Genomic DNA, 14,610 nt, shown 5'->3' on the forward strand with positions numbered 1-14,610 from the left:
ATGGAAACACTATTTATCTATCTTTTAAAATCGAGCGGCTTGATTGCGGTATTTTATTTGGCGTATCATTTCCTAGTGCGTAAAGAAACATTCTTTACTAGCAACCGTTGGTTCTTAATAACAGGATTGTTCACTTCGCTCCTATTACCGTTGTTTACAATCACCAAAGTTATCTATGTAGAAAGACCAAAAGTGGTTCTGCAAGAAATAGTGCCTTATACTAATTCATCCACAATAACACAAAATATTGCTCCTGTTGAAACATTCGATTGGGTGCAATTAATTTGGATGAGTTATATCCTAATAGCAAGTCTTTTAGCGATTAAAATAGTATTGAACTTTATTTCCCTTTATCGAATACTTCATCAACAGCAAATTACTAAAAAAGAACAGTTTAAACTAATTAATCTCAATGAAAATATAGCTCCATTTTCATTCTTTAATTACATTGTTTACAACGCTGATTTGTATTCAAATGAAGAGTTGCAAAGTATCCTATTACACGAAAAAATACACAGCAAAGAGAAACATTCATTTGATGTGATGATAGCTAAACTGTTTTGTATAATCTTTTGGTTTAATCCTTTTGTGTGGTTATACAAAAAAGCCATTACTCAAAACCTAGAATACATAGCCGACCAAAAAGCTATTCAACAATTGGAAGACAAAAAATCCTATCAACGTGCTTTACTCAAAGTGGTTTCTAATCAAAACTGCCTCTCTATTACTAATAATTTTTATCAATCATTAATCAAAAAACGAATCGTTATGTTAAACAAAAATCAATCCCACAAAAGAAGTTCTTGGAAATACTCACTAGTAATTCCAGCATTAATTGCGTTTGTAATTTTATTTCAAATCAAAACCATTGCTCAAGAGAAAGAAACAAAAAACAGTCCTGGTATCATAGAAACCCACGAAGGTGGTGATATCACTTTTGATGCAACAGAATCGGACAAGTCTTTAAGCACTTTAAAAAATGTATTTAAAGAAGAAAAAATCACTACTGATATTTCCAAAATAAAAAGAAACTCAGCTGGTGAAATCACAGGAATTTGCATCAAAATGAAATGTGAAGACGGCAGAAAAAAAGAATTAAAAATTAATCAAAGTACTCCTATTGATAAAATATTCATTTATACCAATAGGTTAGAAAATGGAAGTTATGATTTTGGAGTAAAACATCTTGCTAATGATGAAATAAGTGCCGTTAGAAATAAAATAGACAGAAAAAGACATGGTATTTATATTTCTAAAAACGGGGAAGATGCTTATGCTTTTAACTTTAATGACAGCATTCCAGAAATGAAAGACTTTAACTTTGATTTTGAAGTTCCAGAAGCGCCAGAAGTGCCAGAAGTACAACCATGGAAAAACACTCAAAAAACAAGTATAATCATCAAGAGAGATGATAAAGAACCTTTAGTAATTGTAGATGGAAAAATAATTGAAGGAGGAAATGATTATACAAAAGAAGAATTAGAAAAAATCATGCAAGCAAATAACGCTACCATTCATGGCAATAAAGAATTTAAATCATTTAATTATAACCCTAAAAGAGACTTCTCAAACCAAATGAAAATGGTCACTATCCAAAAAGCTAAAGCACAAGAAGAAATAGCTAAATCTCAAAATGAAATAGAACGAGCTAAACCTGAAATGGAAAAAGCCAAAAATGAAATGATTAAAGCCAAAGCCGAAATGGATGCTGCTAGAGCCGAACTTGAAAAAGCCAAAGCAGAGCTAAAGAGGAAAAGCGGGAATTAGTTAAAGAAATTTTAAATCATTTTTACTAAAAAACATCTTTTTATAAGTTTGTAACACTCTAAAATTAAAACTTATATCTTATGAAGACAAAACTAAACTTAGTGTTGGTAGCCTTTATTATCGCTATAGGGAATGGATTTTCACAAGAAAAGAAACCATTTATTTTAAAGCAAAATGATAACAAAGGTGATATCGTGATGACTTGGAATTCCACTACTCCAGAGCAAGAAATGAAAGACGACATCAAAGCATTAGCAGATCATGGAGTAACGATTACCTATGATAATGTAAGACGAAACAGTAAGGGAGAAATAACCGCTATCAAAGTGACCTATGCCGATAGAAAAGGCAATAAAGGTACTATGGAAATGGACAATCAAAAACCCATAAACACCATTAAGTTTTTTAAACAAGGCGAAGATGTGGGTTTTGGAGAACCTAAAAACAATGATTTTTTTGCTAGTGCAAATGGTTTTGGAGGTTTTCCAAACGGACAAAATCCGATGCAATTTTTCAATTTCGGACAAGGTCGCGACGATGAAAACTCCAAATCGTATAGCTTTAATTTTAGCGATGATAATGCGGCTGCAAAATCGAGAATGTTTATTCAAAAAGATGGTAAAAATCCATTAATTATAGAAGATGGTGAGGTAATACAAGGTGGTGATGACTATACCAAAGAAGAAATTGAAGAGCTTAAGAAAAACAACAAAATAGAACGCACAACTGATGATTTTCCTAATTTTAATTTTAACAACCAAGGTAATTTAGCCGAAAAAATGAAAAAAATGCAAGAACAACTCAATCAGTTGATGCAAAAGCAACAAGGCAACAATCAACCTGAGGAAAGCGATAAGTCTTTACAAGAATCTAAAGAGGAGTTGGAAAAAGCAAAAGAAGAACTCAAAAAAGCCAAGCAAGAGTTAGAAAAAACCAAATCAACTTTCAAAACTCAGAAAGCATAGTACCAAGTAACCGTCGTATTGACGGTTATTTTTTTATATTTTTACAACAAATAACATAATGATGTATATACTGTTAGCCAAAGTAAACAAGCTACTATTACCAAGTTTTACCAAAAGGCAATTGGATCTAAGCAAAGCCAAAAAGTGGCAAATGGCCATTATTGGTTGGCGGTATTATGTGACCACACGCGCTTTAAAAAAGTAAAAAATATGCTTTAAATCCTATTTTGCATTTGCATATTACACATTAATACTTATATTTGCACCCACAAAAAAGGCCTCGTGGCGCAACTGAATAGCGCACTTGATTACGGCTCAAGAGGTTACTGGTTTGAATCCAGTCGAGGTCACTAAAGAATGAAAAGCTCTGATGAAATTCAGAGTTTTTTTTGTGCCAATTTTAATGTTGAGCTTGCACATAAAATTAAAATTGGCACAAAAAAAGTTTTTCAATCTCTGATTGAAAAAGCTTTATCATTTTCACTATGATGCTTTACTGTCACTTGCGAAGTAATACCAATAACATTTATAAAGTAGTCCAATAGTTTATGGTGTAATGCCGATCACTTGTCCCGAAAATTCGGGATAGTATGAAAATAGTCCATTTTTCTTGGACTATATTGAATACATAATCGGTATAAAATCCAGTTTGACATCAATCGTTGCTTTACTAGATCTTGCAAAGCATAATCAAATTATAAAAATTATTTTATTTTACTAAAACAGCATCTTTCCAAAAAAACACTAATTTTGAAATTAGTATTTATCTCATCATAAAGTACCAAAACACTAACATTATGACATCTAAATCCTTTTCAAACAGCATATTTATAAAAGCCATTATTGTAGTATTTTCACTCAACCTTCCCTGTGTCAGTATGGCACAAGAGGAAAAACAAACAAATGGTTCTCATCATCAAGTCTCGCTAGTCGTTGGACACACAACCATATTTGACGGTAAAGATGAAAACGGCGATAAACAAGTGCTGTTCTTACCTTCTTGGGGCATTGACTATACGTATTATTTTAAAACCGAAGAGAACAAGCCTACATGGGGAATTGGACTACATACCGATATTATCACAGAAACATTTAAGGTGACCAAAAATCTGGATAGCGAAAATCCCGAAGAAGAAATAGAACGAACCAATCCTATCGCACCTGCCATTATGGGGATTTATAAAACCAGTCGTCATTGGGCTTTTTTGCTAGGTTTCGGGGAAGAGTTTGCCAAAGAAGAAAATCTAACCTTTACCCGTGCCGGAATAGAATATGGCGCTGAAATTTCAGCCGGATGGGAAGTTTTTGGGAGCTTTAACTACGATTTCAAGTGGAATGCTTACGATAGTTGGACACTCGGAATTGGAATAGCCAAAAAGTTATAACCCTATCATTCTTATTTGATTAAAGATATTTTTTATTCAAAACGGTTATAAACTAGGTCTCGCAAAGTCGCAAAGCCGCAGTTTATAAATAAATACTTTGTGCCTTAGCGTCTTTGCGAGCCAAATAAATTATATCCAAATAAACCTTTAAACCTTATAGGTTCAAAAAACAAAACCTACAATTTATTAATATAATTACTATACAAGTCCTTAAACTGATGCCCTTCTGCTACTCTGTCTTTACTCAGTTTAGCATTTTCTACCAATCCCCAAAGGACAAACTCTTTTAGGAAATATTTATCTTCCAAAGGTATTTCGGGTTGGTATTTTTGGAGTAAGTCTTCTACTGGAGTTATGGCGTCCAATTGCTTTTGATATGCTTCATCATTGGCATCATCTAATAATGTAAAACCACTTTCATTAAAAAACCATTCTAGAATTTTAGCATACGGACTAGCATCGGCATCGCGCTCTAACTTTTCTATCTTTGGGAAATAAGCCGGGAAAAAAGTGCGTATAGCATCGCCTAATAAATGTTCAGCTACCACTGCAGCGCCTTCTTGTTCGCCTTCATACACTAGTTCCACTTTGCCTGTTATCGCTGGAATAATCCCCATGAAATCAGATAACCGCACACTGGTTTGGTCCTCTCCCGCTTGCAAAGCTCTGCGCTCGGCAGTGCTCAATAGGTTTTCATAAGCCGTAATACTCATACGAGCACTCACACCGCTTTTATGATCTACAAATTCACTTTCCCGCGCTTCAAAGGCAATTTGCTCTAACAAATCTTTGGCCAACGAAGGCACATATACCGTTTCCAGTTGGGTATCATCCAACTTGGCTTCTTGATGGGTAATGGTTCTGGCAATAGCGACAGTTTCGGGATAATGCGTCAGGATTTGAGACCCAATTCTATCCTTCAATGGCGTTACAATACTACCTCTATTAGTGTAATCTTCGGGATTGGCGGTAAACACAAACTGCATGTCTAGTGGCATACGCAATTTAAAACCACGGATTTGCACATCGCCTTCTTGCAAAATATTAAACAAAGCCACTTGAATGCGGGCTTGTAAATCGGGCAACTCATTGATGACAAATATGCATCGGTTCGCTCTCGGTATCATCCCAAAGTGGATTACCCTGTCATCGGCATACGACAACTTTAAATTGGCTGCTTTGATGGGGTCAACGTCGCCTATTAAATCGGCAACGGTTACATCGGGTGTGGCTAACTTCTCTGAAAAACGCTCACTTCTATGTACCCAAGCAATAGGCGTATCATCTCCTTTTTCATCTATTATATTTTTAGCATAACGCGATATAGGACGGAATGGGTCATCGTTGATTTCAGAACCTGCCACTATTGGCATGTATTCGTCCAATAGCTCTATCATTTTACGCGCCAATCGTGTTTTGGCTTGTCCACGCAAACCCAGTAAGTTGATGTTATGACGGGATAAGATAGCGCGTTCCAATTCAGGGATAACGGTGTTTTCAAAACCGTGTACGCCTTCAAAAGTAGGTTGCCCCGATTTGATTTTAGCTCTCAAATTATCTCGTAATTCGTCTTTAATACTGCGGGAAACGTAGCCCGATTGTTTTAATTGTCCGAAGGTTGTTGTATTTTCTATTTTCATGTTGAGTTGATTAACCGCATAGTTCGCTATGTTTTTACGCAAAGTTCACTAAGTTTATTTATTACTATTTTGTTGTTTTTAACCACAAAGGACGCTAAGGTTTTGCACAAAGTTCACTAAGTTTATTAAATGCAATTACACTATGTGAACCCAATAATTGGGCTATCCCTCCCTTTTTTTCTATGACTCTATGTGTTTAAATTTTTATTGTATTTAACCGCAAAGTTCGCAAAGGTTTTACGCAAAGGTCACTAAGTTTATTTATTACTATTTTGTTGTTTTTAACCACAAAGGGCATAAGGTTTTACACAATGTTCACTAAGTTTATTAAATGCAATTACACTATGTGAACCCAATAATTGGGCTATCTCTCCCTTTTTTTTCTATGACTCTATGTGTTTAAATTTTTACTTTTTTTTTAAACCATTTAGATAATTAAGTTTCATTAAGTGTTTTTCCCATCTACTAAAAATCAATTGCAACCGACAACCGACAACTGAAAACTAACTTCTATTTTATCTTCTTCTTCCTATTCGTTTCATAATCCTCAAAAATCATTTCCCCTAATCCTTTTAACCCAGTGTAAAACGCTTTTCCTTGGTTGGCTTCCGTAAAGCGGTTGACGAATTGTTGCAAATAAGGATCATTGGCAATCATGAAAGTGGTAATCGGAATGTGTAATTTCCTGGCTTGTGCCGCTTGATTGTAGCATTGCTCTACTATGTATTCATCCAATCCGTTGCTGTTCATGTAATAGGTGCCATCTTTTTCACGAACACAGCTTGGCTTTCCGTCTGTAATCATAAAGATTTGCTTGTTGGTGTTGCGCTTTCTTCGTAGCATGTCCATGGCGAGTTGCAACCCTGCGACGGTATTGGTATGATACGGTCCTACTTTCAAATAGGGCAAATCTTTAATCGCAATAGGCCAAGCATCATTACCAAAAACGAGGATGTCTATAGTGTCTTTAGGATAACGTGTTGTAATTAGTTCCGCCAAAGCCATCGCCACTTTCTTGGCAGGGGTAATTCTATCTTCGCCATACAATATCATACTGTGACTGATGTCTATCATCAACACCGTACTCATTTGGGCTTTGAACCTAGCTTCTTCTACTACCAAATCATTTTCGGTTAAACGAAATTCATCGGTACCGTTATTGATTTGGGCATTCTTCAAACTCTCGGTAAGGGAAATACTTTCGAGCGTGTCGCCAAAATGATATTCCCTAAACTCTCCCGTTTGTTCATCGCCACTGCCACTGTATTTGGTTTTGTGGTTGCCCGTTCCCGAGCGTTTCAAGTTCCCGAAGATTTGATCCAATGCTTGTTGCCTGATGGCGCGTTCTGTTTTAGCGGTTATTCCCGTGCCTTGGGTGCCATCGTCTTTTAGCTCCTCGCGGATGTAGCCTTTCTTCTTTAAATCTTCAATAAAATCATCGATAGTGTAGCTAGCATCGGTGAGTTTGTACTCCACATCCAGTTGACGTAACCAATCAATAGCTTCGTCAAAATCACCTGAGGTGTGGGTGATTAGCTCTTTAAATATTTCAAAAAGTTTGTCAAAAGGCGATTGAAACGGCGCTTCGTACTGCTTGAATATAAACCCTTTTTTTACCTGCTTTTTCATAGTGTATAAAAATACTATTTAATCTTAGGATTGGTGGTAGAACGAATATTAATTTTTAGTTAAAGGAATGATGGGTGGAATTCAGTTAAAAGATTTTAAACCACATAGAGACAAAGTTTATTTTAGAATGTTTAAAGTCGTTTCACTCTAGTATAAAATCGCATAACTATAGTAACCTAAGGCAAATCCGAACTGAGCGTATGCTAGAACTTTTGTCTTTGTAAAGCTTCTCGATATTATTTTCAGAGCTAAAAACTAACTAAAATAATAGGGCAATACATATTCTATGAACCAATTAGGTGGTGTATTTGTTTTTAGTTCCATAGAATTATTATAAACTTCAGCTACTAATTTGAGTTGCTTGCCTGAATTATCAAACAGATAAGCTCTATAACACAAAGGGATCACCTGATGAAGAAGCGATAAGGTTCGGTAATATCGCTCTATTATTTTTTCGTCAGAAACATAATGCCCTCCTTTTTCTACTCTATTATTAACCCTAGACACATTCACTTCTGGACTATCTGTACAAACAAAATACAAATAGGAACGATATCCTTTAGCTACAATTGCTTCTATTTCATCTAATTTAGAGGTGTGACTCATTACAGTTTCAAAACTGAATGACTTTTGTTGCTTGATCAATAAATATCTAATAAATGAGGCAATAAAAGCGCCTTCATAGCTATGAGTGTCTTTGGAAGAATCAACTATAAAGTTTTCTTTAATTGATATAGTAATGGGTTGATTTTCTTTTGCTGCTTTAAGCAATAAAGACTTAGCAGAATCTAACGTTTTAAAATAGTCTAAATCCGATTCATTAGCATGTATTCCTATTTCATTTAAATCAATTAGACCACCAAGAGCTAATTGTTTTTCAAGCTCATCCGCATTTATAAAAACTCCCGTATTGTAAGTCTTGGAAAATTCCTGAAACAAACTACTCTTACCAGAGCCATTTGGACCCGCGAAAATTCTAATTTTTCTGTTACTTGGCATGCAATACCATTCCTTTGGTTAAGGTAAAGGGAGCTTCTTTGGGTTCGGCTAACTTTTGTATCTCTTCTACTTGACCATCGGCGCGCTCTTCATATAAAATTCCATTTTCTATATAAGAAACTGAAATTCCCAATGCTCTAGATGCTCTAAGTGCATTTTTAGCACTTTCTTTACCCGCTTTAACTAATGTTTTAGTTTGTGTAGCATCTTTTCTAAATACAAACTTTGATTTCATACACTATTCGGATTATATTTTAAATACTATACAAATATAATAATAAAAATAGTTCATAGCTATTTTTTAAAAGTTTAGGGTTTTTATTTATTTAAAGTGGTTTAAGTTCGTTTTAGGTCGTTTTCTTATCCCTTAACTCTTTTCTCTTTTTCTCTTGCTTCTTCCTACTCCTCACACACAAACACACCCGAAACAGTAAAACCACTCCCAGTGCCCTCAATCAAATCAAACATTTCTTTTACCTGCACGTTAAAACTCACTTGGTTGCCACTTTTGGAAAATGAACCACTCACCGCTACATAGGTCAAGGAGTTGGTAATATCCTGCACCGATATACCCAAACAGCTCGTGCATCCTTCGGTGAAGAAACTGGCATTCACCGTGGCTGAACCTCCTGATGGTGCATTGTTGAACAACACCATAACCGTTTCGTCCTCGGCAGTGATCAACGCTACGCCTTCACCCGGGCAATCGCCACTGGCGGTAAGCTTGGAACCCTTAAAATTGATGTACTCGTCTATGGCTGGAGCCGATACTGGGCTGGGTGCTGGTGGTGCTTGTTTGTCGTTGATGAGTTCCTTCAAAGGGGCACTGGTTGCCGAATTGCACGACCAAACATAATTGACCGCAGGTTTGCCGTTACTTCGTTGTAGGCATTCCCGAGTAGCAATAGCATCAGCGGCTTCTTTTGTTGAGGCCAAACCCCAACCATAGGCTGTGCCCACATTACCATCAATAGTTCTATAGGCGCCACAACCACTACCCGACCAAGCCAAAACTACACTACAATCACCACCTCGCTGTTGGCATTCCTGCAAAGCGCGTTGCTCGGCAGCAGCCAACGAACCTTGATCGTAGGCCCAACCATAATAAAAACCATTGCTTCTATCAATGGCTAGTGCACCATATTTTGGTGCTGTTTGTGCCACACTGGCTGTTGTTATTACCAAAAGGGCTATTGCGATGCGTACTGTTTTCCCTAGTTTCATAGTGGTTGGTTTTTAGTTAACGGTTTGGTTATTGGCTATTTGTAGCTGAAAATCAAATGTAGTGTAATTTTGGATATAAATGTGGTGGTATTTTTTGGTGGTTTTTTGATACTTACCATATGAATACTTTTAAATTAATTATTTGCAATTTTTATCCTCTTTTTAAGTTGTATTTTTATTCACTTTATTCATCAGAATCATCATTTCAAGACAACTAAAAAATGTTAAAATTTCATAGAAAGAAAATTCTTAACTTCCTTTGTTTTAGGGCTTTTTTGCGCAAAGATAAAAACTAAATGCTTGTATTACAATGCTTTACATAACCGCAAAAACTCGACTTAAAAGGTGCTTTTTGTTAAGAACTTGAACCGATTGTGAATAAGTTTGACTTTCTTTTTACGTTTAAATAGTTAATCTTTGTATCTGACAGTTAGACATATAGGCGCCAATATGTACTAAGTCAAATTTAATTTTTTTTAACTTTTAATTTTTTACAATTATGTCCGTAAAAATTAAACCAGTGCAGCGAGTGAATCCACAGGATGTGAATGCACCGCAAAAGTTCTATGCCAAAGCCGTGGCTGATGGAAGAACAGATTTAAAACGCCTAGCAAAATTGATTGCTATGCAATGTACCGTTAACCGTGCTGATTGTTTAGCAGTCTTAGCAGCGCTTGAAGACAACATTATTATGGAGCTTCAAGAAGGTAAAATTGTCAAATTGGGCGAATTGGGAACTTTTCAATTGGGTGTCAACTCTATGGGAAGTGATACTTCAAACGAAGTAGGATCGAGTTCGGTAAAGAAAGCGCGTCTTAATTTCAGACCTGGTGAGGAACTGAAAAAGATGTTAAAAAATCTTTCTTTCCGTATATCTAATGATGCAGCGTAACGTACCACGCGCCTGAGTTTAGGTATTTTTTATTGAAAACCTCTTGTAGTTCCAGCTACAGGAGGTTTTTTTTTTGCGAACATCAGGATTAACTACTCAAAAAGTTTGCGCAACACTTTTTTTTTCTTGTCCAATATTTATTCATTTGTTGCGCAAGAACCATTCCTTTTTTGCGCAATAAAAATGTTGTTCTTGGGCAACACTTTTTTTTTCTTGAGCAACAATTTTAACGAATAACTAATAGACATAAAAAAAAGCTCAGCAAAACGTTTTGTACCACGCGCCTGAGCTTGATTTTTTTTATCGAAAACCTCAAATAGTTCCAGCTATCTGTATCGATAGTGTAAATATACTATTATTTGTAAAACCAAAACATGTGTTAATAAAATAGGCATATATTTTTTTAAAACCCTTACTCCTATTGACTTTAAGCCAAAATAAGCTGTTAATAACTTGACAGACAACGACTAAATTTCTGATAATTATACTTGTTTACCCTTTCCAAAAACAACTTATTGATACAGTTTTTTATAAAAAACAAAATGTTTATAAATACACACTTAGTGGATTGTGTAAGTGGAGTATTATCGTTAAGTTTGAGCATTAACAAATTTATAAAACATATATAATATTAAAATTATCTAGGAAGTTATAAAAAAAGTTATCTATCTGGTTTTTATGATTTTTGGAATATGAATTTAAAATTTATCAACAAAACAATAATAAAATAATTAAATGAGTAAATTAACTTTTATAGATTTATTCGCAGGTTGTGGTGGTCTGAGTGAAGGGTTCTATAAACAAGGTTTTAGAAGTTTAACGCATGTAGAATATGATTCTTATGCTTGCAGAACTTTAAAAACAAGAATGTTACATTATGGTTATTCCGAAGAAGAAGCATCTGTCTTAGAAACAGATATAACAAATGATAATATTATAGATCAAATTAAAAACGAAATAAAAGATAATAAAGTAGATATAATTATTGGCGGACCACCTTGTCAAAGTTTTTCAACACTTGGTAGAGCTAAAGATGATAAAGGTATGGCTGACGATCCACGTAATTTTTTATTTGAAAGCTATGTTAAGATATTAAATCATTTTGAACCTAAAGTTTTTGTTTTTGAAAATGTTACTGGTCTGTTAAGTGCAAAAGTAAAAGGGAAACCAATCCTAAAAAAAATTCTAAAAGAACTTGGACGAAAATATAATTTAATAAAAGAACCTGAAAATATGGTTCTTAATTCTTGTGATTATGGTGTTCCACAAATTCGAAAAAGAGTTATTTTAATTGGAACTAGAAAGGATTTGTCTATAAAACCGTCTGAAATTTATGAAGGAATAATCAAGACTCACTATAGCCCTGAAAATGAGTTGAATTCAAAAGGCATTTTAAAGAAATATGTCACTGTTAAAGATGCAATCTCTGATTTACCAGTTATTAAACCAGGTGAAGGTAAAATTATTACTAAGCATAATGTCAAAGAACAAAATGAATTTCTATTAAAAATCAGAAATGAAGATGAGACATTACTTAGGGATCATATTGCAAGAACGCATAATGAACAAGATAGACTTCGTTATAAAACAATGAGTAAAAATAAATGGACTTTTACTGACCTATTGGAAAAAAAGCCAGATCTGAATCATATGAAACAAAGAGTTTTCAATAATAGTTATGTAGTTCAATGGTGGAACCTTCCTTCTAAAACTATTATTGCCCATTTATATAAAGATGGTAATCAGTTTATACATCCCGATTATAAACAAGAACGAACTATTACACCTAGAGAAGCTGCCAGATTACAATCTTTTCCAGATAACTTTGTTTTTGAAGGTTCACGAACACAACAGTATAAGCAAATAGGAAATGCTGTACCTCCATTAATGGCGGAAGCTATTGCGAAAAGTATAAAGAAAACATTAGAGAGGATAGAGAATGTTTAATAAAGTTTCAGAAATTAAAGATATAAATACTAAAAAATTCTTTATTGAAAAGGTTATGCTTTTCAATAGATTAGTTCAAGTATTTTCAGAAAAAAATAATATATCTTTAGAGGTTTGTAATGATGGAGATGAAGATTTTGTGTTAAAAAGGTTAGTTGAACTTAATATTGTTGAATCTCTAAACGAACTTAAAGAATTAGAAAAGTTATTAAAAAAAGATTTATATAATGATTTCATTTCAAGTGTTAAATTCACAACAGTTAATAAAGATAAATTAGATAATACTTTTGATAAACTAGATTCTCAAAAAAGAAAACAACTTCAAGAAAGTTCTAAAGAAAACAGCAAACCAAAAATAGTTGATTTTTTCTGTGGTGCTGGTGGTTTAAGTTTAGGTTTCGCTCAAGAGGGTTTTCATATTGATTTAGCTAATGATCATGAAGCAGTTTGTATTGAAACATATAGGTATAACCATCCTGAAATACCAGAAGAAAGGGTAATCCAAGGCGATATTAGAAAGATTGTAGATCATTTAGATAACTATATAGTAAATGAGATTGATGTTGTGATTGGTGGTCCTCCGTGTCAGGGTTTTAGTTCTGCAAATCAGCAACGAGTTATAGATGATCCTAGGAATGAGCTCTACAAATATTACATTAAAGCAATCGAAAAAATAGCTCCAAAAATTGTTATCATGGAGAATGTAAGAGGGATGCTTCCGTATGCTGAACAAGTAGTTGAAGATTATCAAAACATTACTGTAAAAAAAGACGGAAATAAGTACACTTATAAAATTGCATATAAAGTACTTGTTTCTGATGATTTTGGAGTAGCTCAAAAAAGACAAAGATTAATTTTTATTGCTATAAGAAGCGATATTGTAAAAAATAAAAAAGTTACACCTTCAAAACTTTTCGATGAAATAGAAAGTGCTGCAAAGAAAAATAAAAGACATGTTTTAAAAGACGCTATAGATTATATAAAACCTCTCGATGCACCTAAAATTAAGAACTTAACAGAATTGGACGATGAGACAACTGGTAAAAAAATTGATATTAATAGTTTTTTAGGTAATGAAAATGGTTATTTAAAAATGATTAATCAAAATAGAACTATACCATATGTTTTTAATCATAAAGCTAGATATACTAACGAGATAAACTTCGAAATATATAAATTATTAAATCAGGGTGATGATGGTACAAACGAGAAAATAAAAGATATTATGCCTTATGCACATCGTAATCATGTTTTTAAGGACAAGTATTTCAAATTAATAGCTGATAAACCAAGTAGAACAATCACGGCTCATTTAAAAATGGATTGTCATTCTCATATACATCCTTTCCAGATAAGAAGTATAACTCCTAGAGAAGCTGCAAGAATACAATCCTTTCCAGATGATTATGTTTTTTTAGGAGCATATTTAAAAACATATATGCAGATAGGTAATGCAGTTCCTCCAGTTATGGCGAAAGGTATAGCAAAAGAAATAAAAAAATACTTAGAATAAAATGAAAATAAAACAATTTATTAAAAGTTTGAACAATACTGAAATAGGAAAAGGTGGCACTCATGAGTGCTATGTTCTAGTTTCAAAAAAAGTGCCTAATATTGAAAATATATTTGACACAAATAATTTAAAACCAAGATTTTTTAATTTAAAAAATGGTGGTTTTATTAATAATGTGCATATTACAGATGGTGGAGAGTTTAGGATTAATGGATTAGGAGATTTCTACAGATATAATAATGTCAATGCTGGTGATGAAATTCTTTTTGAAAGAAGAGATACTATAGATTCAACTGAATTTTATATTGATTTAAATATCAAATCAAACATTATAACTTTTCAAAAAAACAGTAAAGGATTTGAAGTTTTAAATATTGATCGTTTAACAACAAAGATGAGTGGGAGAAAATATGAGCTTAAAGGTTTTTTTAATGGTAATTTTCAAGATATTAAAATTGAATTTAAGGAATCCTCAAGAAAAAGATCCGACTCTCCAGAAATGACTGATTTTTACGATATTATTGTGTCTGATAAAAATATTCTAAATGAATTTAAAAGCAATGATTTTTTAGTTTTAGAAGAGTTGCCTAATCAAACTACTTTAAAAAAAGTTGTAGTTTGGCAAAAATATGAATTTCAATTATAAAAA

Annotated in this window: 13 protein-coding genes and 1 tRNA gene; 9 read left to right on the top strand and 5 right to left on the bottom strand. The window is 33.6% G+C overall.

Annotated features, from left to right (window positions below; genetic code table 11):
- From ACSVH2_RS06360 to ACSVH2_RS06380, 5 genes are all read left to right on the top strand, one after another.
- Nucleotides 1-1,767, top strand: coding sequence for a M56 family metallopeptidase (locus ACSVH2_RS06360; RefSeq protein ID WP_438092328.1), 1,767 nt, complete (start codon nt 1-3; stop codon nt 1,765-1,767).
- 80 nt (nt 1,768-1,847) lie between these two features.
- Entirely contained in the window at nt 1,848-2,732 is an 885-nt protein-coding gene (locus ACSVH2_RS06365) for a hypothetical protein (RefSeq protein WP_438092329.1), read from the top strand.
- A 61-nt stretch (nt 2,733-2,793) separates the two neighbouring features.
- Entirely contained in the window at nt 2,794-2,937 is a 144-nt protein-coding gene (locus ACSVH2_RS06370; RefSeq protein WP_438092582.1) for an SsrA-binding protein, read from the top strand.
- Between the two features lie 71 nt (nt 2,938-3,008).
- Nucleotides 3,009-3,082 (top strand) — tRNA-Arg (locus tag ACSVH2_RS06375).
- 447 nt (nt 3,083-3,529) lie between these two features.
- Nucleotides 3,530-4,117 carry a hypothetical protein gene (locus ACSVH2_RS06380; RefSeq protein WP_438092330.1) on the top strand — a complete coding sequence of 196 codons (588 nt, stop codon included), beginning with the start codon at nt 3,530-3,532 and terminating at the stop codon, nt 4,115-4,117.
- 176 nt (nt 4,118-4,293) lie between these two features.
- On the opposite strand, the gene ACSVH2_RS06385 is transcribed toward ACSVH2_RS06380, so the two are convergent.
- The 5 genes from ACSVH2_RS06385 to ACSVH2_RS06405 all read right to left on the bottom strand — a co-directional run bounded on the left by ACSVH2_RS06385 (nt 4,294) and on the right by ACSVH2_RS06405 (nt 9,609).
- Nucleotides 4,294-5,757 carry a magnesium chelatase gene (locus ACSVH2_RS06385; RefSeq protein WP_438092331.1) on the bottom strand — a complete coding sequence of 488 codons (1,464 nt, stop codon included), beginning with the start codon at nt 5,755-5,757 and terminating at the stop codon, nt 4,294-4,296.
- A gap of 510 nt (nt 5,758-6,267) precedes the next feature.
- Nucleotides 6,268-7,386 (bottom strand): vWA domain-containing protein, encoded by a 1,119-nt coding sequence (locus tag ACSVH2_RS06390; RefSeq protein WP_438092332.1) that lies wholly within the window; start codon nt 7,384-7,386, stop codon nt 6,268-6,270.
- 255 nt (nt 7,387-7,641) lie between these two features.
- Nucleotides 7,642-8,385, bottom strand: a complete 744-nt coding sequence (locus tag ACSVH2_RS06395; RefSeq protein WP_438092333.1) for a zeta toxin family protein — start codon at nt 8,383-8,385, stop codon at nt 7,642-7,644.
- Nucleotides 8,375-8,620, bottom strand: coding sequence for a hypothetical protein (locus ACSVH2_RS06400; protein ID WP_438092334.1), 246 nt, complete (start codon nt 8,618-8,620; stop codon nt 8,375-8,377). The genes ACSVH2_RS06395 and ACSVH2_RS06400 overlap by 11 nt, the downstream gene beginning before the upstream one ends.
- 164 nt (nt 8,621-8,784) lie before the next feature.
- Nucleotides 8,785-9,609 carry a DUF4189 domain-containing protein gene (locus ACSVH2_RS06405; RefSeq protein WP_438092335.1) on the bottom strand — a complete coding sequence of 275 codons (825 nt, stop codon included), beginning with the start codon at nt 9,607-9,609 and terminating at the stop codon, nt 8,785-8,787.
- 499 nt (nt 9,610-10,108) lie between these two features.
- Here ACSVH2_RS06405 and ACSVH2_RS06410 point away from each other — a divergent pair, with 499 nt between their 5' ends.
- The 4 genes from ACSVH2_RS06410 (at nt 10,109) to ACSVH2_RS06425 (ending at nt 14,607) form a co-directional block, all read left to right on the top strand.
- A complete protein-coding gene (locus tag ACSVH2_RS06410; RefSeq protein WP_438092336.1) occupies nt 10,109-10,501 on the top strand; it encodes an HU family DNA-binding protein in 393 nt (130 codons plus the stop codon).
- A 735-nt stretch (nt 10,502-11,236) separates the two neighbouring features.
- On the top strand, nt 11,237-12,448 hold the full coding sequence (locus tag ACSVH2_RS06415; RefSeq protein WP_438092337.1) for a DNA cytosine methyltransferase: 1,212 nt from the start codon (nt 11,237-11,239) through the stop codon (nt 12,446-12,448).
- Complete coding sequence (locus ACSVH2_RS06420) at nt 12,441-13,961, top strand: DNA cytosine methyltransferase (RefSeq protein ID WP_438092338.1); 1,521 nt, start codon at nt 12,441-12,443, stop codon at nt 13,959-13,961. Before ACSVH2_RS06415 ends, ACSVH2_RS06420 begins: the two co-directional genes overlap by 8 nt.
- A 1-nt stretch (nt 13,962) precedes the next feature.
- Nucleotides 13,963-14,607 (top strand): hypothetical protein, encoded by a 645-nt coding sequence (locus ACSVH2_RS06425; protein ID WP_438092339.1) that lies wholly within the window; start codon nt 13,963-13,965, stop codon nt 14,605-14,607.
- The last annotated feature ends 3 nt before the right edge of the window (nt 14,608-14,610 follow it).

Source organism: Flavobacterium sp. RSB2_4_14, from assembly GCF_051547085.1.
Taxonomy (GTDB): Bacteria; Bacteroidota; Bacteroidia; order Flavobacteriales; family Flavobacteriaceae; genus Flavobacterium.